Genomic DNA, 26,603 nt, shown 5'->3' with positions numbered 1-26,603 from the left:
CCCTTCTTTTTTCGGTTCTGAAGGGAAGGAGGAACATCCTATGGAACAAGACCCGAGAATGCGCTTCAATATTCTTTTGCAACATATCGGCATGACAGAGGATGCAGTGGTCCGTCACTTTGAAGGTGCAACACTGGAACGGCTGGACGTCCATACAAAATCGCGCGTCTGGCGTTTCAGGGTGACGGTGCGGTCAATTCTTCCGGCTGCAATCTTCGGGGAGTTCAGAAAGCGGATCGACGCCACATTCTCCCCGATTGCACGTGTTTTGCTGGATATCCGCGCCGAGAAACCGGTGTTCGATGAACAGAGCGTCCGCGACTATTATGAGCTCGCTGTTGGCGAAATCGCGGACATGTCACCGCCCGTCCGGGAACGGCTCGCGTCGCAGCTTCCGCAATGGAACGGTCAGACCCTCATGCTGAAATGCGGCAATGAGCTCGAACTCCAGACGATGAAGGGCAAGTACGGCAACCTGATTTCGGAATCCTACAGCTCGTTCGGATTTACAGGGCTGTCCGTCGATTTTGTTCTAGGAGAAGAAGACAACGGCCAAGAAGAAGCGCGCCGTGCCTTCTTCGAGCAGCGCAGACTGGAGGAGGAGGCGCTCGCCAACCGCGCTCTGGAAGACATGAAAAAGCGGGAAAAAGATAAAAAGGAATCCACCGGTCCGGAGGGGCCGTTTTCCATCGGCCTTCCGATCAAGCCGGATGAGCCAATCACAGGCATCCGCCTGATCCAGGACGAAGAACGAAAAATCACAATCGAGGGCTTCGTCTTCGATGTGGAAGTGCGCGAACTCCGGAGCGGCCGCTCCCTCCTGACAGTGAAAGTGACCGACTACACAGATTCGATCCTCGTCAAGATGTTCTCCCGCGATAAGGAAGATGCGGAAATGATGACCGCACTCAAGAAGGGAGCCTGGGTCCGTGCAAGGGGGTCCATCCAGAACGACACCTTCATCCGCGATCTTGTCATGATGGCAAACGACATTATGGAAATTGCCCCGAGGGTGAAGAAGGATGAAGCGCCGGAAGGACGGAAGCGCATCGAACTGCATGCCCATTCCAACATGAGCCAGATGGATGCTGTGGTTCCCGCAGGAGAGCTTGTGGCCCAGGCAGCCAAGTGGGGCCACCCCGCTATCGCCATCACTGACCATTCCAATGTCCAGGCTTTCCCGGATGCCTACACGGCGGGGAAAAAGCACGGCATCAAAGTGATTTTCGGTCTTGAGGCGAACCTGGTCGATGACGGCATCCCGATCGCCTACGATGAGGTAGACCGGAACCTTGATGATGCTGAATTCATCGTCTTCGACGTGGAGACGACCGGCCTGTCTGCGGTCTACGATAAGATCATCGAACTCGCAGCGGTGAAGGTGAAGGGCGGGGAGATCATCGATACATTCGAAAGCTTCTCCGACCCGGGTCATCCACTGTCCGCTACGACAATTGAGCTCACCGGGATCACCGATGATATGGTGAGAGGCGCTCCGGCCATCGAAGATGTGGCCCGCCGGTTCCGGGAATTTGCAGGTGACGGCATCCTTGTCGCCCACAATGCAACATTTGATATGGGCTTCCTCTACGAAGCCTACAAGCTCGCGGGTGTGGAGGAGCGCGAGCATCCAGTCGTCGATACACTGGAGCTCGCAAGGCTACTTCATCCCGAGCTTAAAAACCACAGGCTTAACACGCTCTGTAAAAAGTTCGGCATCGACCTCACTCAGCATCACCGTGCGATCTATGACTGTGAAGCGACCGGGCATCTGCTGATTCATCTGCTGAAGGAAGCGGAGCAGGAGTACGCCATCCGGCGCCATGACGAGTTCAACCTCCATATCGGCGGGGGGGAATCTTACAAGCGTGCCCGTCCGTCCCACTGCACGATCCTTGTCAGGGACGCGGTCGGCCTGAAAAACCTGTTCAAGCTTGTTTCCCATTCGCACACCGAGACGTTTTACCGGGTTCCGCGCATCCCGCGGTCGGTTTTGCAGCGTCATCGGGAAGGGCTGCTGATCGGTTCCGGGTGTGACAAAGGGGAAGTGTTTGAGGGACTCATGCAGAAGCCGCTTGATGAAGTCGAACAGATCGCCAAGTTTTACGATTATCTGGAAGTGCATCCTAAACCGGTCTATCAGCATCTGATCGAACTGGAGCTGGTCAGGGATGAATGGAATCTTGAGGACATCATCCGGAAAATGATGAAACTCGGCAAGAAGACCGGTATACCCGTCGTGGCAACGGGGAATGTTCACTATATCGACGAGCATCAGGCCGCTTACCGGAAAATCCTTGTCGGCTCACAGGGCGGGGCCAACCCGCTCAACCGCCATAGTTTACCTGACGTCCACTTCCGCACGACAGATGAAATGCTGAAGGAATTCGAATTCCTCGGCGAGGAAAAGGCGGAGCAGATCGTCATCGACAACCCGCAGCAGATTGCAGACCTGATCGGCGATGTCCAGGTCATCAGGGATGAGCTGTATACGCCTGTCATTGAAGGGGCGGACGATGAAGTCAGAAATCTGACGTATACGATGGCACGCTCGATTTATGGTGAGGAGCTGCCTGAGATCGTCACCGAACGGATCGAAAAAGAATTGAAGTCCATCATCGGACACGGCTTCGGGGTCATTTATCTGATTTCGCACAAGCTGGTCAAAAAGTCGCTGGACGACGGCTACCTTGTCGGATCCCGGGGGTCGGTCGGCTCGTCGCTTGTCGCGACGATGATGGAAATCACCGAAGTCAATCCGCTTCCGCCGCACTATGTATGCCCGTCCTGCAAAAAGTCGGAATTCATCACAGACGGTTCCATCGGCTCCGGCTTCGACCTTCCGCGAAAAGATTGTGAAACCTGCGGAGTCGCAATGACAAAAGACGGCCATGATATTCCGTTCGAGACATTCCTCGGCTTCAAGGGCGACAAGGTCCCGGATATCGACCTGAACTTCAGCGGCGAATACCAGCCTCGCGCGCACAATTATACAAAAGAGCTGTTTGGTGAAGACTATGTGTACCGTGCGGGCACCATCGGCACGGTAGCCGAAAAGACGGCATACGGTTACGTGCGCGGTTACATGAACGACAATGGCCTGACGATGAGAAATGCGGAAATCGACCGTCTTGTCCAGGGCTGCAGCGGCGTCAAGCGGAACACCGGTCAGCACCCGGGGGGAATCATTGTTGTGCCGGACACGATGGATATCTATGATTTCAGCCCCGTGCAGTTCCCGGCGGACGACCAGGAGGCGTCGTGGAAGACGACTCATTTTGACTTCCATTCGATCCACGATAACCTGCTGAAGCTGGACATCCTCGGGCACGATGATCCTACGGTCATCCGAATGCTTCAGGATCTGTCCGGCCTGGATCCGAAAAAGATTCCGGTCGACGACCAGGAAGTCATGAAGATATTCAGCACACCTGAATCTCTTGGGGTCACCGAGGAGCAGATCAGGTGTAAAACCGGTACGCTCGGCATCCCTGAATTCGGCACCCGCTTTGTCCGACAGATGCTGGAGGATACGAGGCCGTCCACGTTCTCGGAACTCGTCCAAATTTCCGGGCTGTCCCACGGAACTGACGTCTGGCTCGGCAATGCGCAGGAACTGATCCACAACAAGACCTGCGTGCTGTCCGAAGTGATCGGCTGCCGGGATGATATCATGGTCTACCTGATGCACAAAGGTCTTGAGCCATCGCTTGCGTTCAAAATCATGGAGTCGGTGCGGAAAGGCCGCGGACTCACTCCCGAGTTTGAAGCGGAGATGAAGAAGAATGGCGTTCCGGACTGGTACATCGACTCCTGCAAAAAAATCAAGTACATGTTCCCGAAGGCACACGCCGCCGCCTATGTCCTCATGGCAGTACGGATTGCGTGGTTCAAGGTCCATAAGCCGCTGCTCTACTATGCGGCGTACTTCACCGTCCGCGCATCCGACTTTGATCTGATCGCGATGAACAAGGGATCTGCGACGATCAGGGCCCGCATCGACGAAATCGAGGCCAAGGGACTGGATGCATCGCCGAAGGAAAAGAGTCTCCTGACCGTCCTTGAGCTTGCGCTTGAAATGTGCGAACGCGGGTATAAATTTGGTAAGGTGGATCTCTACAAATCTAAGGCGACCGAGTTCGTCATCGAAGGCGATTCACTGATCCCGCCATTTAACGCGGTACCCGGCCTCGGGAATAACGTGGCCCGCGCAATTGCGGAAGCAAGAGAAAATGGGGAGTTCCTTTCCAAGGAAGATCTCCAGCAGCGCGGCCGTGTTTCGAGAGCCATTATCGACTACCTGGATGAGCTCGGATGCCTCGAAGGCATGCCCGAAGCCAACCAGCTCTCGCTTTTCTGATTTGTTGCAACAGCCGTGCGGCTATGGTAAAATGGATTCAACAAGTTCGGATAGTCGCGCACAGAAGAGTGGGGTCCCCCGCTCTTTTCTGTTTGTCGGGGGAAATTCCCTGTAAACAAGGAGGTCCTTATGAGCAAAGTTACACAAGAAGTCGAAACATTGGTCACGCCGATCCTCGAAGAGCAGGATCTGGAACTTGTCGACATCGAATTTGTTAAAGAGGGACGCGATTGGTTCCTGCGGGTGTTCATCGACACGCCCGGGGGAGGCATCGACATCGAGCAGTGCGCGGCTGTCAGCGAACAGCTGAGCGTCAAGCTTGATGAGGCGGACCCGATTTCGCAAAACTACTTCCTGGAAGTCTCTTCGCCGGGTGCCGAGCGCCCGCTCAAAAAAGAGCAGGACATGGAACGCGCGGTCGGCCAGTATGTCCATATCAGGACTTATGAGCAGATCGACGGAAGAAAAGAGTTCGAAGGTTATCTCCTTTCTTACGGCGAAGATGGTGCGGAAATTGAAATGAAAGTGAAAACACGCAAAGTGAAAGTGCTGATTGCGAAGGACAAAATTGCATTTGCACGTTTGGCCATCGATTTTTCGGCATAATGTCGGGATAGGAGTGAAATACAGATGAGCAGCGATCTTCTTGAAGCGCTCAACGCCCTTGAGCAACAAAAGGGCATTTCGAGGGATGTGCTTGTCGAGGCGATTGAAACCGCCCTCGTCACCGCATACCGCCGCAATTTCAACCAGGCGCAGAACGTCCGTGTCGATTTGAACATGGACGCAGGCACGATGAAAGTGTACTCGCGCAAGGATGTCGTCGAGGAGGTCGAGGATGACCGCCTGCAGGTCTCGCTTGAGGAAGCTCGCAAAGTCAATCCTCTGTATGAGATCGGTGACGTGCTGGAAGAGGAAGTGACTCCACGGAACTTCGGCCGCATCGCAGCCCAGACGGCGAAACAGGTTGTCACGCAACGTGTACGCGAGGCTGAACGCGGCATGATCTACGATGAGTATGTGGACCGGCAAGACGACATCGTCAACGGTGTCGTCGAACGCTTGGATCCGCGCAACATCTATGTGAGCCTGGGCAAGGTGGAAGCGGTTCTTCCCCAGAATGAGCAGATCCCATCCGAAACCTACCGCCCGCATGACCGCATCAAGGTATATATCACGAAAGTGGAGCGTGCTTCCCGTGGCCCGCAAGTGTTCGTTTCGCGGACTCATCCCGGCCTGCTGCGCCGACTGTTCGAGATGGAAGTGCCGGAAATCTATGACGGCATCGTCGAGATCAAGTCAATTGCCCGTGAGGCCGGCGACCGCTCCAAAATTTCAGTCTATGCCCATGATGAAGATGTCGATCCTGTCGGTTCCTGCGTCGGAGCCCGGGGCAACCGGGTACAGACGATCGTGGATGAATTGTCCGGGGAAAAGATCGATATCGTGGAATGGTCCGAGAATCCGGAAATTTTTGTGGCGAATGCACTGAGCCCTGCCAAAGTGCTGGATGTACTCGTCAATGAAGAGGACAAGTCGACTACAGTCGTCGTTCCTGACTACCAGCTTTCCCTCGCCATCGGCAAACGCGGGCAGAACGCCCGCCTTGCGGCAAAACTTACCGGCTGGAAGATCGACATCAAGAGTGAGGCGGATGCAACGGAACTTGGCATCTACCCCCGAACGGTGACCGATGAGCCGGAAGAACAATGGGAAGACGAAGAGTGGACCGAAGATGCCGGCGGCCTGTATGATGAACCGGGCATAGGCGATCGGAACCCGGAAAATATCGACCTGTACGAAGACGTACGGGATGAAGACGAAGCTGAATCGAAAGAAGACTGACTCTTGAAAGGATGGGAGCAATGGGGAACGGCAAGAAAATCCCTCTCCGGAGATGCTCGGCAACCGGCGAAATGTTCCCGAAAAAAGAGATGATCCGCGTCGTCCGGACAAAGGAAGGCGAAGTTTCCGTGGATCCGACAGGAAAGAAGTCGGGCCGCGGCACCTACATCTCCAAATCGGAAAAGGCTGTTGAAATGGCGAAAAAGCGGAAATCGCTGGACAGCCAGCTGGGCGTCAAAGTTCCTGAAGAAATCTACGATGAGGTACTGCGCCTCATCCTGAGAGAAAAACTGCTATGAACGAACAAAAGATTTACAGCCTATTGGGGCTGGCGGCGCGCGCCCGCAAAATTGCGACAGGCGAGGATCTCGCCATCGAAGCGATCCGTTCGGGAAAAGCGAAGCTTGTCATTCTGTCTGGCGATGCTTCGGACAATACCCGTGGCAAAGTCACTGACAAGGGTGCCCATTACGGAATTCCAGTGCATGAGTTCGGGACGAGATACGAACTGGGCCATGCAATCGGAAAGGAGGCGCGCGTCACACTGGCGATATTGGACAGCGGCTTTGCGAAAAAGCTGTCCAGCCTGCTTGAGGAACCAGAGGAGGACTGACTGAATGACGAAAATGAGAGTTCATGAATATGCGAAAAAGGTGAATAAGTCGAGCCGTGAAGTCATTGACGAGCTGGACAAAATGAAGGTGGACGTCAAGAACCATATGTCGGTGCTTGACAGTGATGTAACATCAAAGCTGGACCGTAAATTCGGTCAGGGCGGGAGCCGTCCGAACAATCAGAGCGGCAATCGTCCGGCAGGCCAAAACGGCGGTAACCGCCAGGGTGGTCAAGGCGGCGGCAATCGTCCGGCAGGCCAGGGCGGCGGCAACCGTCCGGCAGGCCAAGGCGGCGGCAATCGTCCGTCAGGCCAGGGCAGCGGCAATCGTCCGTCAGGCCAAGGCGGCGGCAACCGTCCGTCAGGCCAGGGCGGCGGCAACCGTCCGTCAGGCCAGGGCGGCAGCAATCGTCCGTCAGGCCAGGGCAGCGGCAATCGTCCGTCAGGCCAGGGCGGCGGCAACCGTCCGGCGGGCCAAGGCGGCGGCAACCGTCCTGGCGGCAACAACCGTCCCGGGGGCCAAGGCGGCAATCGCCGTGGCGGGGGCCGCAAGATCCGCGGTACCCACCAAGGGAAAAAGAGAAACTACAGCCAGCAGCAGGCTCCTCGCACACCAAAGCCGCTACCGGAGAAAATCACTTTCTATGAGTCCCTGAGCGTTGCGGAACTCGCGAAAAAGCTTGGCAGGGAACCATCCGAGATCATCAAGAAGCTCTTTATGCTCGGCGTCATGGCGACGATCAACCAGGAGCTTGATAAAGATGCGATCGAACTGATCTGTGCCGACTATGGTGTGGAAGTGGAAGAAGAAATCCGCATCGACCGCACAGACCTTGAGACCTACTTCGAAGAAGAAGAAGGTGCAGAAGAGCTTAAGGAAGAACGTCCGCCTGTCGTCACGATCATGGGCCACGTTGACCACGGGAAGACGACGCTTCTTGACTCCATCCGGAACACGAAAGTGACCGAAGGAGAAGCGGGAGGCATCACCCAGCACATCGGTGCCTATCAAGTCGAAGCGAACGGCAAGAAAATCACCTTCCTCGATACACCGGGACACGCTGCGTTTACAACCATGCGTGCACGCGGTGCGAAAATCACCGACATTACCATTCTCGTCGTTGCGGCGGATGACGGTGTCATGCCCCAGACTGTCGAAGCGATCAACCACGCAAAGGCTGCAGAAGTGCCGATCATCGTGGCGGTGAATAAGGTCGACAAGCCGACGGCAAACCCTGACCGTGTCATCCAGGAACTGACCGAGCACGGTCTCGTACCGGAGGACTGGGGCGGAGACACGATCTTCGTACCGGTGTCCGCTCTGAAAGGCGAAGGGATTGATACCCTGCTCGAAATGGTCGTGCTCGTTTCCGAAGTGGAAGAACTGAAGGCCAACCCTGACCAGAATGCCCGCGGAACCGTCATTGAGGCACAACTGGATAAGGGCCGCGGCGCCGTTGCAACCCTGCTTGTGCAGGAGGGAACACTCAAAGTCGGTGATCCGATTGTTGTCGGCTCCACATTCGGGCGTGTCCGGGCAATGGTCAATGATGTCGGCCGACGGGTTAAAGAAGCGCTCCCTTCGGCTCCTGTTGAAATCACAGGCCTGAGTGATGTACCGTTCGCGGGTGACCGTTTCGTCGTCTTCGAGGACGAAAAGACGGCTCGCCAGGTCGGTGAATCACGCGCGATGGACGACCTTCAAGAACAGCGCGGCGAAAAGAACCGCGTCACCCTTGATAACCTCTTCGAACATATGAAGCAGGGTGAAATGAAAGATATCAACCTGATCGTCAAAGCTGATGTTCAGGGTACGGTCGAGGCGCTTGCCGCTTCCCTCATGAAAATCGAGGTTGAAGGCGTCAACGTCAAGATCATCCATACCGGTGTCGGTGCCATCACTGAATCGGATATCACTTTGGCGGCTGCATCCAATGCCATCGTCATCGGATTCAACGTCCGTCCTGATGTAAACGCGAAACGCGCCGCTGAGGCAGAGGGCGTTGATGTCCGGCTTCACCGCATCATCTATAAGGTGATCGAAGAGATCGAATCCGCGATGAAGGGAATGCTGGATCCGGAGTTCGAAGAGAAGATCATCGGCCAGGTGGAAGTGCGTGAAACCTTCAAGGTTTCCAAAGTGGGCACGATCGCAGGCGGCTATGTCACCGACGGCAAAGTCACAAGAGACTCCGGCGTGCGGGTGATCCGCGACGGCGTGGTCATCTTTGAAGGCGAGCTGGATACGCTCAAACGCTTCAAGGATGATGTTAAAGAAGTCTCCCGCGGGTATGAATGCGGCCTGACCGTCAAAAACTATAACGACATCCAAGAAGGCGATGTCATCGAAGCGTTTGTAATGGAAGAAGTCGAGCGGAAGTGATTGTCGCCGCCGAATGTGAATTCTTCCTGTACGAAACACATTCGCTAAAGGAAAAGCGGGCGATTCTGCAGCGCATGCTCACCAGGGCCCGTCAGCAGTACAACATCTCCATCGCCGAAACGGACCATCAGGACCTTTGGCAGCGTGCCGGTCTCACCCTGGCTGCGGTATCTTCCTCGGGGACCGTGGCCGAGCGTGAGATCGACCGGGTGCTGAACTTCCTGATGTCCCACTCGGGCTGGGAGATGACAAGCAGCAAGAAGTATCATTTATAGCGGAAGCCGAGGTGTTCTATATGACAATGAGGGCAAACCGCGTGGCGGAACAGATGAAAAAAGAAATGGGCGACATTATCGGCCGAAAGCTGAAGGACCCGAGAATCGGGTTCGTCACGGTTACCGACGTCGAGGTGACCGGCGACCTTCAGCAGGCGACAGTGTTTATCTCGGTTCTTGGCGATGACCGTCAGAAGGAAGATACGCTAAAAGGCCTGACAAAGGCCAAGGGATTCATCCGTTCTGAGATCGGAAATCGGATCCGCCTGCGAAAGACGCCGGAGCTGCTTTTCGAATTTGATGAGTCCGTCGACTACGGCAACCGGATCGAATCGCTTCTCCGTGAGGTAAACGAAGCGAATCCGGAAGACTGAGAATAAGCCTGCAGCCTTTCCGGCATGCAGGCTTGTTTTCCGTACATAGGAAAGGAGGAGAACGCCATGCTTGAGGGAATCCTGCCTCTCTGGAAAGAAAAGGGGATGACTTCACACGACTGTGTTTTCCGGCTCAGGAAGATTCTCGGGATGAAACGCATCGGCCATACGGGCACACTCGATCCGGATGTCGAAGGCGTCCTTCCGATCTGCCTCGGCCGAGCGACAAAGGCGGCCGAGTATGTGACGGACATGGGAAAGACATACGAGGCCGTCGTCAGCATCGGCCGTTCCACGGAGACCGAGGATGCCTCGGGAGCGACAGTGGAACAGGATCTGACCCCAAAGCGTTTCTCCGGCTCGGAAATCCGGGAAGTGCTCCAGGCGCTGACCGGTGAAATCACACAGATCCCTCCGATGTATTCGGCGGTGAAGGTGAACGGGAAGCGGCTGTATGAGTATGCGCGTCAGGGACAATCTGTCGAGCGGCCTTCGCGAAGGGTTCTGATTAGAGAGATTGAACTTTTGTCTCATGGGCAGTTGTTTGAAGGCAATGAAGTGGAATTTCGGATCAGGGTCGTCTGCGGTAAGGGTACCTATATTCGCACGCTCGCTGTGCAAATCGGCGAAAAGCTGGGCTTTCCGTCCCATATGGCTTCCCTTGTGCGAACCGCATCCGGTCCCTTCATGGCAGAAGACTGCCTGACACTGTCGGAAGTCGAACAGCAGCGGGATCGCGGCATCCTGGAAGCGGCACTGCTTCCCGTTGAACGGGCGCTGTCCGAGTTTCCTACCTTGAAGGCGGATGACGTTCTTCTTGCCAAAATAAGGAACGGCCAGGTGCTGCCTGCGCATCCGCTGCTTGCTGATCACCCGAGGATTGTCATTTATGATGGCGGCCGGGCGGTGGCCGTTTATCGGCGCCATCCTGAAAAAAACGGGTTGATGAAGCCCGAGAAAATGTTTGGCATGGCTGAAGACAAGAGGTGAGCAAATTGAAGATTCAACATATTAAATATCCCGAAATCCCGGAAACGGATGGCAGGGAATACTCGGTGGCAGCCGGTTTTTTTGATGGGATTCACCGTGGGCATCAGGAAGTGATCGGCCATGCCATGGATGTGGCTCTTGAGAAGGGCCTGATCCCGGCAGTCATGACGTTTGACCCCCACCCCTCTGCGGTGCTCGGTAACCGGCACGAAGTCACATACATCACGCCTTACGAGCAGAAAATGCAGTTGCTTGAAGAGATGGGGACGGATACAGTGTTCGTCATCAGCTTCACCAGGGAATTCGCATCGATGCTTCCGGAACAGTTTATCGATTGCTATATCCGCAAGCTTGGAGTCCGCCACATCACTTGCGGTTTCGATTTTTCCTTCGGGCATTTCGGTAAGGGAAAACCTGCCGACCTGGAGAGGTTGTCCGGTGGGGATTATGGTGTATCCGTGATCGGAAAAGTCATTGAAGAAGAAGAGAAAATCAGCTCGACACGCATCCGTTCATTGCTCAGCGAAGGCGATGTCGTTGGGGCTGCGGGACTTCTCGGACGCCCGCTCATGACCGACGGAAAGGTGATCGAAGGTGACAAGCGGGGACGGCTGATCGGATTCCCGACGGCTAATGTCGATCCGGTGCCGGGTTCATGCCTTCCCGCTCCCGGTGTGTATGCCGCCACGTTTGAAACGGACGGCGTGATCCATGCCGGCGTTCTCAATGCCGGCTACCGGCCCACTTTCAAAGATCCGTCCGATACCTTTCTGTCGGTCGAGGTTCACCTCCTCGACTTTGAAGGCGATCTTTACGGAAAGGATGTGCGGGTGAGCTGGATCAGACGAATCCGGGAAGAACGGAAGTTCTCCGGGATCGAAGAGCTGAAAACCCAGATCGGCCGAGACAAGGAAGAGGCACGGCGGATTCTTGCAACGCATCCTGACAGTTGAATCGGCCTCCGGGCTGTGGTATGATACTCATGTGCTGATGCACCTAACCATTGCTTGGCAATCGACTCACCAACGTTTGCTCGGGAATTGGGGATTTTTAACTAACTGATTTGGAGGTGAACAGGATGGCACTTACAAAAGAGCGTAAAAACGAACTCATCCAAGAGTTCCGCACACATGAATCGGATACGGGATCCCCTGATATCCAGATCGCTATCCTCACGGAAGAGATCAACAACCTGAACGAGCACTTGCGCACACACAAGAAAGACCACCACTCCCGCCGCGGCCTTTACAAAATGGTCGGCCGTCGCCGGAATCTGCTCAAGTATCTTCGTGAAAACGACGTTCAGCGTTATCGTGACCTCATCGCGAAGCTCGGCCTTCGCCGATAAGACCGCACATATGAAAAACGGGCCTCGGCCCGTTTTTTTTTAATGCGTAAAACTGTTCATAATAAATCCGCTCCCCACAAATCCTTTCGCATCACTATGGGAATTTTGGTACACTATGGGGAGTGAGTACATACGTTTGACGGCTGTCCGGGTCTGCCGACGCTCCAAGCGTCTGCGTATGCAGACGGACAGGCACCCGGGATAGCGTTATGCACAGAAGAGAGGAGCCCCATAATGAACGAGAATCACAAAACTTACGAATTCGACTGGGCTGGAAGAAAGCTCATTGTCGAAACGGGCAAATTCGCGAAACAGGCGAACGGAGGCGTGCTCATCCGTTACGGGGACACTGCGGTCCTATCGACAGCGACAGCGTCCAAGGAGCCGAAGCCGCTGGATTTCTTCCCCCTCACAGTCAACTATGAGGAGCGGCTCTATGCAGTGGGTAAAATCCCGGGCGGCTTCATCAAGCGGGAAGGCCGTCCTTCCGAGAAGGCTGTTCTGACCAGCCGTCTGATCGACCGCCCGATCCGCCCGCTTTTCCCGGACGGTTTCCGGAATGAAGTGCAGGTCATCTCGATGGTGATGTCGGTCGACCAGGACTGCTCGTCCGAGATGGCCGCGATGTTCGGTTCCTCACTTGCCCTGATGGTGTCGGACATTCCGTTCGGCGGACCGATCGCGGGTGTGCAGGTAGGCCGCATTGATGGCAAGTTTATCATCAACCCGACTGTAGAGCAGGAGGCGAAAAGCGACATAGACCTGATTGTCGCCGGAACCAAGGACGCCATCAACATGGTGGAGGCCGGTGCTGACGAAGTCGAAGAATCTGTCATGCTTGAAGCAATCATGTTCGGTCATGAAGAAATCAAGCGCCTCGTCGCCTTCCAGGAAGAAATCGCTCGCGAAAACGGCAAGGAGAACAGGGAAATCGCCTTGTTCGAACTGGATCCGTCCCTGACGGAAGAAGTTCGGGAAAAAGCTGAAGCCCGTCTGCACGACGCCATCCAGACAAAAGAAAAGCATGCACGCGAAGAGGCCATCAGGGAAGTAAAGACATCCGTGGTTGAGGCATATGCGGAATCGGACGATGAGGCAGATCTTGGACAGGTCCGTGCCATTCTGGACAAACTCGTCAAGGATGAAGTCCGCCGCCTGATCACTGATGAAAAGATCCGCCCGGATGGACGGAAACCGGATGAAATCCGCCCGCTTTCATCCGAGGCCGGAATCCTGAGCCGGACACACGGTTCCGCTTTGTTCACCCGCGGGCAGACGCAGGTACTCAGCATCTGTACACTCGGCGCGCTTGGGGATGTGCAGATCATCGATGGCCTCGGCCTCGAGGAATCCAAGCGATTCATGCACCATTACAACTTCCCTCAGTTCAGTGTCGGCGAGACAGGACCGATCCGCTCTCCTGGCCGCAGGGAGATCGGCCACGGCGCACTCGGCGAAAGGGCCCTTGCGCCGATCGTACCGTCCGAGGATGACTTCCCGTACACGATCCGTCTTGTCTCGGAAGTCCTCGAATCCAACGGTTCCTCCTCACAGGCATCCATCTGCGCATCCACGATGGCGATGATGGATGCCGGGGTACCGATCAAGGCGCCTGTCGCAGGCATTGCCATGGGTCTTGTCAAAAAGGGCGACAACTATACCGTCCTTTCCGACATCCAGGGGATGGAAGACGCTCTCGGGGACATGGACTTCAAGGTGGCCGGCACCGAAAAGGGAATCACGGCCCTGCAGATGGACATCAAAGTGGAGGGGCTGTCTCGGGAAATCCTCGAAGAAGCGCTGGAACAGGCGAAGGCGGGCCGGATGCATATCATGGAAAACATGATGTCGGCAATTTCCGAACCGCGCAAGCAACTGTCCGACCACGCTCCGAAGATTGTCGTCATTCAGATCAAGCCTGAGAAGATCCGCGACGTGATCGGGCCTGGAGGCAAGCAGATCAACAAAATCATCGACGAGACCGGCGTCAAGATCGATACCGAACAGGACGGCACGATTTACATTTCCTCGATCGACCAGGAAATGAACGAGAAGGCCAAGTCGATGATCGAAAACATCGTCCGTGAGGCGAAGGTCGGCGAATACTACGACGGCAAGGTCAAGCGGATCGAGAAGTTCGGGGCTTTCCTCGAAATTTTCCCTGGCAAGGACGGCCTGCTCCACATCTCGGAAATCCAGGAGCAGAGGACGAACAAAGTCGAAGACGTCCTGTCGATCGGCGATGTCGTGCGTGTAAAGGTCGTCGAAATCGACAACCACAACCGGGTGAACCTGTCCCGCAAGGCGGTCCTGAAAGAAGAGAAGGAAGTTGCGGAAGAATCCGGCAAAACGGAATAACCATCACCAGAGGGCGGCCGGGATCGGCCTGCCCTCTTTTTCCGGCCGGGCAGGCTCTCATGGCCGTGCCGGAAACATAAAGATTACTAAAAGGGGGGAGAAAATGATCCAGACCAGGAAATGTCCGAACGGTGTGCGGATCGTCACAGAAAAAATGCCGCATGTCCGCTCGGTTTCGATCGGCATTTGGGTCAAGGCCGGTGCCAGGAATGAAGCCTCGGGAGAAGCCGGCATGGCCCACTTTATCGAGCATATGCTGTTTAAGGGTACGGCCGGACGGACGGCCAAAGAGATTGCTGAAACGATTGACCGGACAGGCGGAGAGATCAACGCCTACACTGCCATGGAAGAAACCTGCTTTTATGTCAATGTGCTCGCGGAAGACGCCCCCCAGGCAGTTGATGTGCTGGCGGACATGTTCTTCAACTCAGCCTTTGATGAGCAGGAAATGCGGAAGGAAAACTCCGTCATTCTCGAAGAAATCGCGATGGTCGCCGACACACCGGATGATGACGTCCATGAACAGCTGCAGGCCGCGATGTATCCGGGCCATCCGATGGGGCGTCCGATCCTCGGCTATCCGGAAACGGTCAGCGAGTTTACCAGGGAAGAAACCCTCTCATTCATGAAGCGGGAGTACCGGCCGGAACGGCTGGTCATCTCCGCGGCAGGCAATGTGGATGATGATCTGATTACCCGGCTTGAACAAAGCTTCGGGATGTTCACGGGAGGATCCGAAACCCCTATTTCCATAGAAAGGCCGGAGTTCACTCCTGGAGCGGTACGCAAGCGGAAAGACACGGAGCAGGCCCATTTGTGCCTCGGCTATCCGGGGATGGATGCGAACGATTCCGATATCTATGGAATGATCATTCTGAACGCGCTCTTTGGCGGTAGTATGAGCTCAAGGCTCTTCCAGCGGATCCGTGAGGAGAGGGGGCTTGCCTATTCCGTTTATTCGTATCATTCATCCCATGCCGATTCGGGATCGGTCACCATCTACGCTGGCACCTCTCCGTCCCGCCTTGAGGAGACACGGACAGTCATACGGAATGAAATATCCCTGCTCCTCCGGGATGGCGTATACGATACCGAGATCGAAAGTGCAGTCGGCCAGATGAAGGGGAGTCTCCTGCTGGGCCTTGAATCACCTGCTTCAAGAATGAGCCGGAATGCGAAAAATGAACTTTTTACCGGAGAACATAGGAATATTGATGAAGTGATGGATGAATTTCGCCGTGTGGACGGCAAAAAGATCCGGCGCATTGCTGAAAGGATCTTTTCAGGGCCGCCGGCAGAGTCAAGCATCATCCCGAACTGAAACCGACCGGAAGGCTATGGCCTTCCGGTTTTTCATATACCGTTTGGGACGGAACATCCGCCCGGGCGGTGCATATAGTTTAGGAGAAGGGGGAGTGGAAGATGCTGCTGTCGACAATGGCCGAAAAAGAACTGATCCAGATGGAAGACGGCGTACGCTACGGGCTTCTTGCCGACACGGAGATGCTGTTTGATCCGAAGAGTGGCCGGATCCACGGTTTCGAACTGAAACGCCGCGCAGGATGGCTGCAGGGCGGCCGGAAATCAGCCGGAGAAGCGGAATACATCCCTTGGGAGGAAATCGTGCTGATCGGTGATGACCGAATTTTGTTCCGGCGGACCCACCCGATCCATGAGGGGCTATTTGAATGAACCGACCGGATTGGCTGATCATCGGATCCGATGCCCGTTTCCCGAAAGCTGCGGACCATCTCCGTAAAAAGGGGTACACGGTTATTCACGATGCCCGTGACACGTGGGACAGCAAGACTGATGAACTCCTGAAAAATGAAAAGCCCGTTCGGGTGGTCCTGCCGATCCATCCGCCGGAAGGCCAGCCGGCCCCCGGCTTGCTGGAAAAAGTGGACCGGCTGTTTGTTGGAAGGCTAAATGCCGAATGGGAAAAGGCAACGGAATTAGCAGGAAAACTGCCCCGTCTTTACCTGCAGGAGGAGAGATTCATCTGGGAAAATGCCGTCCTGACTGCAGAAGGTTTTCTTGCCATGTTCTACCGTTCCGGGGCAGGTCCCGTAGCCGGCAGGCAATGGATCGTCGCGGGCTACGGGCGGGTCGGGAAAACCACGGCGCGGCTGCTGCGTGCGATGGGGGCGGAGGTTTCCGTGCTTGCCCGTTCTCCATCACAGACTGCAGAAGCCTTGACCGAAGGATTCGGCATCCTGGATTTTCATGAGGCAGGTCTGCCGGGCGGTATTTTGGTCAACACGATACCGTCACAGTGGCTGGAACTCTCCGGGCAGTACAACCCCTCACACATTTATGACCTGGCTTCTGCGCCCGGGTGCCTAAAGCCCGGAGCCGCCCATGAATACTATAGGTTACTGCCTGCGCTGCCGGGACGTATATTTCCGGACGATGCAGCCCGGATCCTCTCGGAGGCGCTGTGCAGAATGGACAGCTAGCGGAAGGAGAGTCAGGATGCTCGACGGCAAGAGAATCGGTTTCGGGATTACCGCATCCCACTGCACTTATGCGGATGTGATTCCGAAGATCAAGGCGTTCACCGACAGGGGGGCTACGGTCGTCCCGGTCATCACCAATTCTGTGCTGACCGCCGCGACCCGTTTCGGGACAGGCGAAGAATGGATGGAAAAAATCCGCGAAGCGGCAGGCGCGGATATCATCACGACCATTGCGGGGGCTGAGCCGTTTGGACCAAAGACACCGGTCGACTGCATGGTGATTGCCCCGATGACGGGGAATTCAATCTCACGGTTTGCCAATGCCATCACGGACTCACCCGTGCTCATGGCGGCAAAGGCGACACTCAGGAACGGTACGCCGGTCGTTATCGGAATCTCCACCAACGATGCGCTCGGCCTGAACGGAACAAATATCATGAAACTGCTGAATACGAAGAACATCTACTGCATCCCGTTCGGACAGGATGACCCGGTCAAAAAGCCGAATTCCCTCATCAGTGATTTCACCAAGATGGTTGATACGGTGGAGGCCGCGATGAGAGGAGAACAGCTTCAGCCGCTCCTGATCAGGCATGAAAATACTTAATCACGTATATTTCACCGAAAGCCCACTAAAACATGCTATAATACTGAACATTCGATCATGAAATTTGAGGAGTGTTTAACCATGGGATATCGTGTTGCAATTGTCGGAGCTACAGGCGCGGTCGGCCAGAGAATCGCTAAGAAGCTTGAAGAAAGGAAATTCCCCGCAGATGAAATTCTTTTCCTTGCCTCTGCCCGATCCGCAGGAAGCAAAGTGGAGTTCGGCGGTAAGGAATTTACTGTTGAAGAAGCGGTGCCTGAACGTTTTGAAGGCGTAGATATCGCCTTCTTCAGTGCAGGAGGGAGCGTTTCCAAGCAGCTTGCGCCAGAAGCGGTCCGCCGGGGGGCAGTCGTCATCGACAATACGAGCGCATTCCGCATGGATCCGGACACTCCGCTTGTCGTTCCCGAAGTGAACCGCGAGGCGCTCAAGGAACACCGGGGCCTCATCGCCAATCCGAACTGCTCGACCATCCAGATGGTTGCGGCACTGGAACCGGTCCGCAGGAAGTACGGACTGAAGAAAGTGATCGTATCGACTTATCAGGCTGTATCCGGTGCGGGAGCCGCCGCAATCGGCGAGCTGGGCAAACAAAGTGAGGACATGGACAACAGGGCCGGGGCAGAGGCGGAGCTTCTGCCGGTCAAGGGTGATAAGAAACATTACCCGATCGCGTTCAACGCGGTACCGCAAATTGATGTCTTCAGCGAGGACGGCTATACATTTGAAGAGTGGAAAATGATCAATGAGACAAAGAAGATCATGGGAATGCCAGAACTTTCCGTAGCGGCAACATGTGTCCGCCTTCCGGTCGTGACCGGCCACTCCGAATCTGTGTATTTCGAGACGGGCAATCCGTCTGCTGATACGGCAGGCATCCGGGAATCCCTGCATGCCGCGGAAGGCATCACCGTAATGGATGATCCGGAAAACCAGGCGTACCCGATGCCACTGTTCGCAGAAGGAAAAGACGATGTATTTGTCGGACGCCTCCGTAGGGATCTCGACACCCCGGGCGCCTTCCACTTCTGGGTTGTCGCAGATAACCTTCTGAAGGGAGCTGCCCTCAACTCGATCCAGATCGCTGAAGCACTAATCGCGGACGGGTTGCTGAAAGGGGAAGACGCCGATGGAACTCGGCAGCATAGCGACGGCGATGGTCACGCCGTTCGATAAGGATGGAAATGTTGACGAGGGCCGCCTGACCGCCCTCGTTGATATTTTGATACAGAAAGGATCGGACTCCATTGTGGTCTGTGGGACGACTGGGGAAGCGCCCACGCTGACCGACGACGAGAAGGAGCGGGTCATCAGGCTGTCCGTCGAGGCGGCCGGTGGCAGGATTCCTGTCATCGCAGGCACCGGGAGCAACAGCACCGCCGCGACGGTCGCCATGACGAAAAGGGCGGAGGCAGCGGGAGCCGATGGCATCATGTTGGTGGCACCGTACTATAACCGGCCGGACCAGCGGGGCATGCATGCGCATTTCACTGAAGCGGCGGGAAGCACGAAGCTTCCGGTCATGCTTTATAATGTGCCCGGCAGGACCGCATCCCGGCTGGAACCCGAGACGGTCATCTCCCTGTCGGGTGTCCCGAATATTCGGGCTGTCAAGGAGGCGGGAGGAGATCTCGGCGCCATGACCCGCATCATTGCGGGGACGGACGAGGGATTCCGCCTGTATAGCGGGGATGACGGCCTGACGCTTCCGGTGCTGGCAATCGGCGGGCACGGCGTGGTCTCAGTCGCCTCGCATGTGGCCGGACCCGAGATGCAGCGGATGGTCCGTGCTTACAAGAATGGTGATCTTGAAGAGGCCGCACGCCTCCATGCGGAAATCAGCCGTTTATCAGAAGCCCTGTTTTCCCGCCCTAGCCCGTCTCCGGTTAAGCATGCATTGAAACTGGCCGGATTTGACCCCGGTACGGTGCGGCTTCCGATCATGCCCCTGGACGGGGAAGGGTGCACGATTGTGGGGCAGGCAATGTCCGGTTTCCGGGCGGCGACGAGGACGTGACATGCCGCATGTTCTACAGGCATCTGCCAAAAGGGGATGTCCAATAAGTAATTAATTCTTGTATCTATGCAAACAGCAGTGGCGTCGGGAGACTCCTGCGGGAATAGCGTTAGCCGAAGACCCCGGATGTTGCGCAACGCTTCGCGATGCGCACAGACGCCAGTCTGCGTACTGGCGCCGGCTAAGGCAACGCCCGCGGAAAGCGACCAGAGCCACTGCTGTTTGCTTTTTCTGCTGGAAATATACTTTTCGGACAGCCCTTTTTTAAAACGGAAATCGTAGTGCATATCCGGACGGGAAAGGTTTCGAAAGATCAACAAGAGTAAGCGAAAGATCAATAAGGGTCTTTCAAAGATCACCAAGCCCAGATGACAGATCAACATATGTACATAGATGATGCACCCATCATCCCCGTCGGTGCCAAAGCAGGAAAGCCGGAGTACCCCTCCGCGGTGCGCCAATCAGTTCCGTGCGGAACGAACACCAATTTCATCACTTTTTTAATTTGTCTAGATTGTACGGCTACCGTATAATGGAGGTTAGCGGATATGGAACGGGTATGATTTAGGAGGAGAACCATTGACCAAGACAAAAAATGAAAACATCAGGGTCATCCCCCTCGGAGGAGTGGGGGAGATCGGGAAGGCGATGTATGTGGTCGAGATCGATGATGAACTGTTCATCGTCGACAGCGGCCTCATGTTCCCGGAAGGGGAAATGCTCGGCATTGATATCGTTATCCCGGATACGACCTACATCGAAGAAAACAAAGACCGGCTGAAAGGAATCTTCCTGACGCATGGCCATGAAGATGCGATCGGATCGATCGCCTACCTGCTCGGCAAAGTCCAGGCGCCTGTCTATGGCTCGAAACTGACCATCGCCTTGGCAAAAGAACATCTGAAGGACAAGCAGGCACCCAAGAACATCAAGTTCTTCGAAGTATCGAACAGGAGCCGGATGAACTTCGGGCGGACGTATGTGACGTTCTTCAATACGACCCACAGCATTCCGGACTCCCTCGGAATCGTGTTCCATACGAGCGAGGGCGCCATTGTTCACACAGGGGAATTCAAGTTCGACCAGTCAGCAAAAGGCAAGTACCGTCCGGATATCTCGAAAATGGCCGCGATCGGCGATGAAGGTGTCTTCATCCTGATGTCCGACTCGTCGGAAGCGGAGCGCCCGGGCCATACGACACCGGAGTCCGTTGTCGCTGAGCAACTGTCCAAGACCTTCCACAAGGCACAGGGCCGCATCCTCATCGCCCTTTATGCCTCCAACTTCATCCGCATGCAGCAGGTCTTCGACAGGGCCGCCGAATCAGGCCGCAAAGTCGCGGTCATCGGCAAATCACTCGAAACCTACTTCGAGGTCGGCATGAAGCTCGGCTATCTGAATGTTGCCGACGGCCTCGTCATTCCGGTCAAGGAAATCGGCAAATACGATGATTCAGAAGTGGCGATCATCGTCACAGGCAATCAGGGCGAGCCCCTCCATGCGCTCGAGCGCATCGTGAAGCGGCAGCACAAGGACATCCGGATCAAGGAGACCGACACGGTCCTCATCACCTTCACCCCATCGCCGGGCATGGAAGTCGGGATGTACAACACGATGAACGAGCTGGCGAAGGCGGGTGCCGATGTCCTGACCTCGAGCCGGAAGGTGCACGTATCAGGACACGGCAGCCAGGAAGACCTGAAGCTGATGCTCAACCTGATGAAGCCGAAATTCTTCATCCCGATCCAGGGTGAGTACAGGATGCTCATTGCCCACTCCAAACTTGCCCAGCAGACCGGCCTTCCGAAGTCCCGCATCTTCATTGCGGACAAAGGGGATATCGTTGAGTACAAGAACGGCAAGATGCGCATGACCGGAAGGGTCACCGCAGGCAATGTACTGATTGACGGAAGCGGAATCGGGGACATTGGCAACATCGTCCTGCGCGACCGTAAACTCCTTTCCGAGGATGGCATCTTCATTGTCGTAATCACGCTCAACCGCAAGAAAAAGACGATTGCAGCCGGACCGGAAATCCTGTCCCGCGGCTTTGTCTATGTGCGCGATTCCCGTGAACTGATCGGCGAAGCCGAAGAGCTCGTAAAGAAGATCGTCGGCAAGTATTCCAATAAAGACTCGTTTGAATGGACGAGCATCAAGCAGGAAATCCGCGATACACTCAATTCATACCTCTACCAGAAGACGAAGCGACGCCCGATGATCATCCCGATCATCATGGAATACTGAGGCGACGCAACAGAGATAGAACAAAACGGGATTTCTTCGCCGTCACTGGCGGGAAATCCCGTTTTCATCGATGGGGGTGAACCAGATGGCAACCAAACGCAGCAAGAAGAAAAAGCGCAGGACCACTGCAAAAAAGAAGAAATCCGGACTCTATCCGCTCGGGTACGAACTGTCGGGCCTTGTCATGACCGGGCTTGCCATCATCACATTTTTTGATCTTGGATTTGTCGGGAAGGCACTCGGCAGTGCCGGCCGGTTCCTGTTCGGAAACTGGCATGCATCACTGCCGTTTCTTTTCCTGATATTCGCGCTTCTTTTGATGGTGAAGCGGGAAATTCCGGATCTCAGGAACCGAATAGTCGGGGGGCTGCTCCTCATTCTCGGAAGCCTGACGCTCTTCAGCCATGTTCTGCTGTTTACGGAGCGGTATGAGAGCGGCCGTCTGCAGACCACTTCGGCCCTGAGGGAAACATGGCTCATCCTGGTCACAGACGGGGGCATCACGGATCCGTCAGTCTCGCTCGGAGGCGGGATTGTCGGGGGATTCCTGTTTGCCATGTTCCATGTGCTGTTCGATTCCGCAGGAGCCACCATTGCAGGAGTGATCATGCTTTCGATGGGGCTGATTTTGCTGTCAGGAAAGGCACTCGTCCCGTATCTCGCGGAAAAAGTCCCTGAAATGATGGAAACCATCGGGGATTGGTTTACCAGGGAACGCAAGCCCGCTCGGCCAAAGCCGGATAAGGCACCAAAAGCACAGAAAATGAAAGAACCCCGGAAATCACGCCGGGCCGCTGCTGATGAGGAAGCCGCATCCGCCGGCATCGGAGCTCCGGATACGGATTCACGCGATGATGCAAACGACAGTCGCGTTCCGGAGCCCGAACCAGTCCGGATCCAGCCCATTATTTCTTCCTTTACAGAGCGGGTAAAGGAAGAGCCGGTCAAAGAAAAGGCGTCAGCCAGCCAAAAGGAAGAAGAACAGGACACGGATGCAGAAATACGGGACATTGGCGATGCGCAGCCTGTGAACGAGGATTTTGTGCTGCCTCCTGTTTCTCTGTTGAATCCGCCGCCTGAAAATGACCAAAGCGGCGAATACAATATGATCCAGCACAATGCCGAAAAGCTTGAGAAAACATTCAACAGCTTCGGCGTGAAGGCGAGCGTCACGGAAGTGCATCTCGGCCCGGCTGTCACCAAATATGAAGTGATGCCTGCTACGGGGGTAAAGGTCAGCCGGATTGTCAGTCTTTCGGACGATATCGCCCTTGCGCTTGCCGCACGCGATATCCGGATCGAAGCGCCGATTCCGGGCAAATCGGCAGTGGGCATAGAAGTGCCGAACACCGAGGTGGCGATGGTATCGCTGCGCGAGGTGCTGGAATCCCGCAACAATAACCGGCCAGACTCCAAACTCATGGTCGCGCTCGGAAGGGACATCTCAGGTGATGCGGTCATGGCCGAGCTCAATAAAATGCCCCATATGCTCGTTGCCGGAGCGACCGGCAGCGGGAAGAGTGTATGCATCAACGGAATCATCATCAGTATCCTCATGAGGGCGAAGCCGCATGAAGTGAAGCTGATGATGATTGACCCGAAGATGGTTGAGCTCAATGTCTACAATGGTGTGCCGCATCTTCTTGCTCCGGTCGTCACGGATCCGAGGAAGGCTTCCCAGGCGCTTAAAAAGGTGGTTGCGGAAATGGAGCGGCGCTACGATCTGTTTTCGCATACAGGCACGAGGAATATCGAGGGCTATAACCACCATATTGATGAATGGAACGAGGAAAACGAAGAAAAGCATCCGCGCCTTCCTTATATAGTCGTCATTGTCGATGAACTCGCGGACCTCATGATGGTCGCTTCAAGCGATGTCGAGGACTCAATCACCAGGATCGCCCAGATGGCCAGGGCTGCCGGTATCCACCTGATCATCGCGACACAGCGTCCGAGCGTCGATGTCATCACCGGCATCATCAAGGCGAACATCCCGTCCAGAATCGCCTTTGCTGTCTCGTCGGCCGTAGATTCACGGACAATCCTTGACTCCGGCGGGGCAGAGAAACTCCTCGGCCGCGGCGATATGCTGTATCTTCCGGCCGGAGCCTCCAAGCCGACCCGTATCCAGGGCGCCTTCCTATCCGATCAGGAAGTCGAGGAAGTCGTCGACTTTGTAATCAGCCAGCAAAAAGCGCAGTATGAGGAATCGATGATTCCGACGGAAGTGGAAGAAGTCGCGCCGCATGAAGAGACGGATGAATTGTACGATGAGGCGGTCGACCTTGTGAGGAGCATGAATCAGGCATCGGTCTCGATGCTCCAGAGGAGATTTAGGATCGGCTACTCCAGAGCCGCACGTATCGTCGATCAGATGGAAATGCGAGGGGTGGTCGGCCCGCATGAAGGCAGCAAACCGCGCCAGGTCCTTATCCAAGACCATCCGGATGAACCATGAACTGTAGAACATTAAACTTAAAGCTGCAGACAAAGTGAGTGTGTTTCTCCTTTGTCTGCAGCTTTTTAATTGCTCCATATTGGCAATAAGGAGACTCAGGCTTATCTCAGGAGGACCTAATATTAAATTAGGGGGACCTCTTCTGCAATCCGGATGAAATGTTGAAAGCGGTTTATTTGGAAAGTAAGCGCTTAATCATGACGGATTGTTAACCTGTATGGGGCGTAAGTATGAATTTGTCTTCATATTTAGAAAGAAAGGTATTCCACTAGGGTAGCAAAAATGATATAGTATGTCTGATTAGGAGGAAGGTTTTACATCAGATGTCTGATCTCTATAATTTGGTGGTGATGTCATGACGGTAAAGGCGGACCACCGGCACTTGTATCTTCAGGTTATCGAGCAGCTTAAACGGGACATTGCGTCGGGGGTTTTCAAAGAGAAAGAAAAACTCCCTTCCGAGTTTGAACTCGCCAAGATCATGGGTGTGTCCAGGGCAACTCTCCGGGAGGCGCTCCGCCTGCTGGAGGAAGAGCACTATATTGTCCGAAGGCATGGTGTCGGGACTTTCATTAATCCGAGACCGCTGTTTTCGGCCGGCATCGAAGAGCTGGCCAGCGTATCGGATATGATCCGCCAGGTGGGCATGACACCGGGGACAAACTTCATCAGTTCTTCCGAGGAACTTGCTGCGGAGGAAGACATGGAGCGTTTCGGGTGCGGTCCGGATGAGCAGATCATGACGATCAAGCGAGTCAGGACAGCGGATGGCGAGCCGGTTGTTTACTGCATCGATGTCTTCCCGTCCCGTTACGTCAGTGAGGAATTCCTGAAACAGGAAGACGAATCCATCTTCGAGGCGATTGAACGGACGGGGAACCTGAGGATTACACAGGCGGTGGCCCAGATTGAACCGGTCGGGTACGACGAGGAGGCATCTCCGATCCTCGAATGCGAACCGGAGACCGCGCTGCTTATGTTGCGGCAGTCCCATTACGCGGAGGGGGAAGAGGTCATTCTCTACTCCCGCAACTATTTCAAGGGCGATAAATTCAACTTCCACGTTTTGCGGAAACGGATGTAAAACAGACAACCTTCCTGCTATCAAAAGCACATTTACAACAACATTTAGGGGGTACCACAAATGGCAAAACGCAAGTTTGGTCTTGCGCTGTCGGTTCTCTTGGCTGCGGGCACGCTCCTCGGCGCATGCGGCTCCGACAACGGTGAAGAAGCACAAAACGAAGGCAACAACTCCGGCGGCGGAGAGTCCGCTTCCGAGTTTTCCGTAGCGATGGTCACTGACGTCGGCGGTGTTGACGATAAATCGTTCAACCAGGCTGCCTGGAAAGGGATTCAGGAGTTCGGCGAAGACAATGGCCTCGAAAAAGGCGACGGCGGGTTTGACTATCTCCAGTCTGCCGGTGAAGAAGACTACATCCCGAACCTGAACGCACTTGCGCGTCGTGACTTCAACCTCGTTTTCGGTGTCGGCTTCATGATGCAGGATGCGCTTGATGAGATCGCTTCCCAACAGAAAGACACGGAGTTTGCGATCATCGACGCGGTTGTCGAGCAGCCAAACACGGTCAGCCTCCTTTTCAAAGAGCATGAAGGTTCCTTCCTGGCAGGCGTCGCAGCGGCGCTCACAACAGAAAGCAAGAAAGTCGGCTTTGTCGGCGGCATGGAAAACGAAGTTATCCACCGCTTCGAATCCGGTTTCGTACAGGGTGTAGAGGCAGTTGACCCATCCATCGAGGTCGATATCCAGTACACTGGCGCATTTGACAAAGCGGAGCTTGGCAAGACGACTGCCAACCGCATGTACTCCAGCGGCGTTGATGTCATCTTCCACGCAGCGGGCGGAACGGGCAATGGTGTCTTCTCCGAAGCAAAAGAACGCAAATCGAATGACCCGGATGCAAACGTTTGGGTGATCGGTGTCGACTCCGATCAGTACGATGAAGGTGCGGTGGGAGACACGAACGTTACGCTCACTTCGATGCTGAAGCGCGTTGACGTAGCGGTCAAGGATATTTCTGAAAAAGCGATGAACGGCGAATTCCCTGGCGGCGAAGTGATCACTTACGGCATCGCTGATGACGGCGTCGCACTCGCGGATTCCCGTGGCAACATCCCTGAGGATGTCATGGCTCAGATTGAAGAGTATCAGGAAAAAATTGCTTCCGGCGAAATCGAAGTCAAGGAATACCCGGAAGGCAAAGAACCTAAGTAATGGATGTGTTCAGCATGGGGGCCGGAATGTCCG

22 protein-coding genes are annotated in these 26,603 nt (G+C 55.1%); all 22 read left to right on the top strand.

Features of this window, described 5'->3' with window-relative positions; translation table 11 throughout:
• Positions 1–40 precede the first annotated feature (40 nt).
• The 22 genes from DZC51_RS12470 to DZC51_RS12365 all read left to right on the top strand — a co-directional run bounded on the left by DZC51_RS12470 (position 41) and on the right by DZC51_RS12365 (position 26,570).
• A complete protein-coding gene (locus DZC51_RS12470) occupies positions 41–4,360 on the top strand; it encodes a PolC-type DNA polymerase III (protein ID WP_157296400.1) in 4,320 nt (1,439 codons plus the stop codon).
• Between the two features lie 129 nt (positions 4,361–4,489).
• Positions 4,490–4,966, top strand: coding sequence for a ribosome maturation factor RimP (rimP, locus tag DZC51_RS12465; protein WP_157296398.1), 477 nt, complete (start codon positions 4,490–4,492; stop codon positions 4,964–4,966).
• A 24-nt stretch (positions 4,967–4,990) separates the two neighbouring features.
• Positions 4,991–6,205: a transcription termination factor NusA gene (gene nusA, locus DZC51_RS12460; protein WP_157296396.1), complete on the top strand. Its 1,215-nt coding sequence runs from the start codon at positions 4,991–4,993 to the stop codon at positions 6,203–6,205.
• A gap of 20 nt (positions 6,206–6,225) precedes the next feature.
• On the top strand, positions 6,226–6,504 hold the full coding sequence (gene rnpM / locus DZC51_RS12455) for an RNase P modulator RnpM (RefSeq protein WP_157296394.1): 279 nt from the start codon (positions 6,226–6,228) through the stop codon (positions 6,502–6,504).
• Positions 6,501–6,818: a YlxQ family RNA-binding protein gene (locus tag DZC51_RS12450; protein WP_157296391.1), complete on the top strand. Its 318-nt coding sequence runs from the start codon at positions 6,501–6,503 to the stop codon at positions 6,816–6,818. The genes rnpM and DZC51_RS12450 overlap by 4 nt, the downstream gene beginning before the upstream one ends.
• 4 nt (positions 6,819–6,822) lie before the next feature.
• Positions 6,823–9,201 (top strand): translation initiation factor IF-2, encoded by a 2,379-nt coding sequence (gene infB / locus DZC51_RS12445; protein ID WP_157296389.1) that lies wholly within the window; start codon positions 6,823–6,825, stop codon positions 9,199–9,201.
• Entirely contained in the window at positions 9,198–9,476 is a 279-nt protein-coding gene (locus tag DZC51_RS12440) for a DUF503 domain-containing protein (protein WP_157296387.1), read from the top strand. The genes infB and DZC51_RS12440 overlap by 4 nt, the downstream gene beginning before the upstream one ends.
• A 20-nt stretch (positions 9,477–9,496) precedes the next feature.
• Complete coding sequence (gene rbfA, locus DZC51_RS12435; protein WP_157296385.1) at positions 9,497–9,850, top strand: 30S ribosome-binding factor RbfA; 354 nt, start codon at positions 9,497–9,499, stop codon at positions 9,848–9,850.
• 66 nt (positions 9,851–9,916) lie between these two features.
• Positions 9,917–10,840 (top strand): tRNA pseudouridine(55) synthase TruB, encoded by a 924-nt coding sequence (truB, locus tag DZC51_RS12430; protein WP_157296383.1) that lies wholly within the window; start codon positions 9,917–9,919, stop codon positions 10,838–10,840.
• A gap of 5 nt (positions 10,841–10,845) precedes the next feature.
• Complete coding sequence (locus tag DZC51_RS12425) at positions 10,846–11,793, top strand: bifunctional riboflavin kinase/FAD synthetase (RefSeq protein WP_157296381.1); 948 nt, start codon at positions 10,846–10,848, stop codon at positions 11,791–11,793.
• Positions 11,794–11,918: 125 nt separating this feature from the next.
• Positions 11,919–12,188, top strand: coding sequence for a 30S ribosomal protein S15 (gene rpsO, locus DZC51_RS12420; protein ID WP_076756497.1), 270 nt, complete (start codon positions 11,919–11,921; stop codon positions 12,186–12,188).
• A 234-nt stretch (positions 12,189–12,422) separates the two neighbouring features.
• A complete protein-coding gene (gene pnp, locus DZC51_RS12415; protein WP_157296379.1) occupies positions 12,423–14,546 on the top strand; it encodes a polyribonucleotide nucleotidyltransferase in 2,124 nt (707 codons plus the stop codon).
• Positions 14,547–14,649: 103 nt separating this feature from the next.
• A complete protein-coding gene (locus tag DZC51_RS12410) occupies positions 14,650–15,867 on the top strand; it encodes a M16 family metallopeptidase (protein ID WP_157296377.1) in 1,218 nt (405 codons plus the stop codon).
• A gap of 101 nt (positions 15,868–15,968) precedes the next feature.
• Positions 15,969–16,238, top strand: coding sequence for a YlmC/YmxH family sporulation protein (locus DZC51_RS12405; RefSeq protein ID WP_157296375.1), 270 nt, complete (start codon positions 15,969–15,971; stop codon positions 16,236–16,238).
• Positions 16,235–17,005, top strand: coding sequence for an NAD(P)-dependent oxidoreductase (locus tag DZC51_RS12400; RefSeq protein WP_157296373.1), 771 nt, complete (start codon positions 16,235–16,237; stop codon positions 17,003–17,005). Before DZC51_RS12405 ends, DZC51_RS12400 begins: the two co-directional genes overlap by 4 nt.
• 16 nt (positions 17,006–17,021) lie before the next feature.
• A complete protein-coding gene (locus DZC51_RS12395; RefSeq protein WP_157296371.1) occupies positions 17,022–17,612 on the top strand; it encodes a dipicolinate synthase subunit B in 591 nt (196 codons plus the stop codon).
• 81 nt (positions 17,613–17,693) lie between these two features.
• Positions 17,694–18,788, top strand: a complete 1,095-nt coding sequence (gene asd, locus DZC51_RS12390; RefSeq protein WP_157296369.1) for an aspartate-semialdehyde dehydrogenase — start codon at positions 17,694–17,696, stop codon at positions 18,786–18,788.
• The gene (dapA, locus tag DZC51_RS12385; RefSeq protein WP_157296367.1) at positions 18,742–19,629 is read left to right on the top strand and encodes a 4-hydroxy-tetrahydrodipicolinate synthase; all 888 of its coding nucleotides are present in this window, start codon (positions 18,742–18,744) and stop codon (positions 19,627–19,629) included. The genes asd and dapA overlap by 47 nt, the downstream gene beginning before the upstream one ends.
• A 579-nt stretch (positions 19,630–20,208) precedes the next feature.
• Positions 20,209–21,876 carry a ribonuclease J gene (locus tag DZC51_RS12380; protein ID WP_157296365.1) on the top strand — a complete coding sequence of 556 codons (1,668 nt, stop codon included), beginning with the start codon at positions 20,209–20,211 and terminating at the stop codon, positions 21,874–21,876.
• Positions 21,877–21,961: 85 nt separating this feature from the next.
• Positions 21,962–24,334, top strand: coding sequence for a DNA translocase FtsK (locus tag DZC51_RS12375; protein ID WP_157296363.1), 2,373 nt, complete (start codon positions 21,962–21,964; stop codon positions 24,332–24,334).
• Positions 24,335–24,689: 355 nt separating this feature from the next.
• Entirely contained in the window at positions 24,690–25,418 is a 729-nt protein-coding gene (locus DZC51_RS12370; RefSeq protein ID WP_157296361.1) for a GntR family transcriptional regulator, read from the top strand.
• Positions 25,419–25,478: 60 nt separating this feature from the next.
• Entirely contained in the window at positions 25,479–26,570 is a 1,092-nt protein-coding gene (locus tag DZC51_RS12365; protein WP_157296359.1) for a BMP family lipoprotein, read from the top strand.
• Positions 26,571–26,603 lie beyond the last annotated feature (33 nt).

The sequence above is a fragment of the Bhargavaea sp. CC-171006 genome (genome assembly GCF_009761675.1).
GTDB classification, from domain to species: Bacteria; Bacillota; Bacilli; order Bacillales_A; family Planococcaceae; genus Bhargavaea; species Bhargavaea changchunensis.
Note: the sequence above shows the minus strand (reverse complement) of the source record. Positions and strands in the feature narration are given on the sequence as shown.